General features: G+C 60.2%; 2 pseudogenes. Both read left to right on the top strand.

The features are described from left to right. Positions 1-270, top strand: a pseudogene (gene rpsS, locus M3666_RS16490) (30S ribosomal protein S19); the annotation flags it as partial. A 52-nt stretch (positions 271-322) separates the two neighbouring features. Next, positions 323-394 (top strand): annotated as a pseudogene (locus M3666_RS16485) (50S ribosomal protein L22); the annotation flags it as partial.

Here is a 394-nt window from a genome sequence, read left to right as displayed (position 1 = left end):
CTCAAAAAGGGCCCTTTCGTTGATCAGCACCTCTTCGTGAAGGTCGCCAAGGAGAACGAGAAGGGCACCAAGAACGTCATCAAGACGTGGTCCCGCCGTTCCATGATCATCCCCGACATGCTCGGCCACACCATTGCCGTGCACGACGGGCGCAAGCACGTTCCCGTGTTCGTCACGGAGTCGATGGTCGGGCACAAGCTCGGCTAGTTCGCTCCCACCCGCACGTTCCGCGGCGATGTGAAGGACGACAAGAAGGGCAAGCGTCGCTGACCCCAGGGGTCAGCACGCTGCACTTCTTCGACAAGACGAGAGAAGGAAAGCAATGGAAGCCAAGGCATCTGCGCGCTACATCCGCGTGACGCCTATGAAGGCCCGGCGCGTCGTCAACCTGATT

The organism is Curtobacterium sp. ODYSSEY 48 V2 (assembly GCF_023712625.1).
Classification (GTDB): domain Bacteria; phylum Actinomycetota; class Actinomycetes; order Actinomycetales; family Microbacteriaceae; genus Curtobacterium.
Note: the sequence above shows the minus strand (reverse complement) of the source record. Positions and strands in the feature narration are given on the sequence as shown.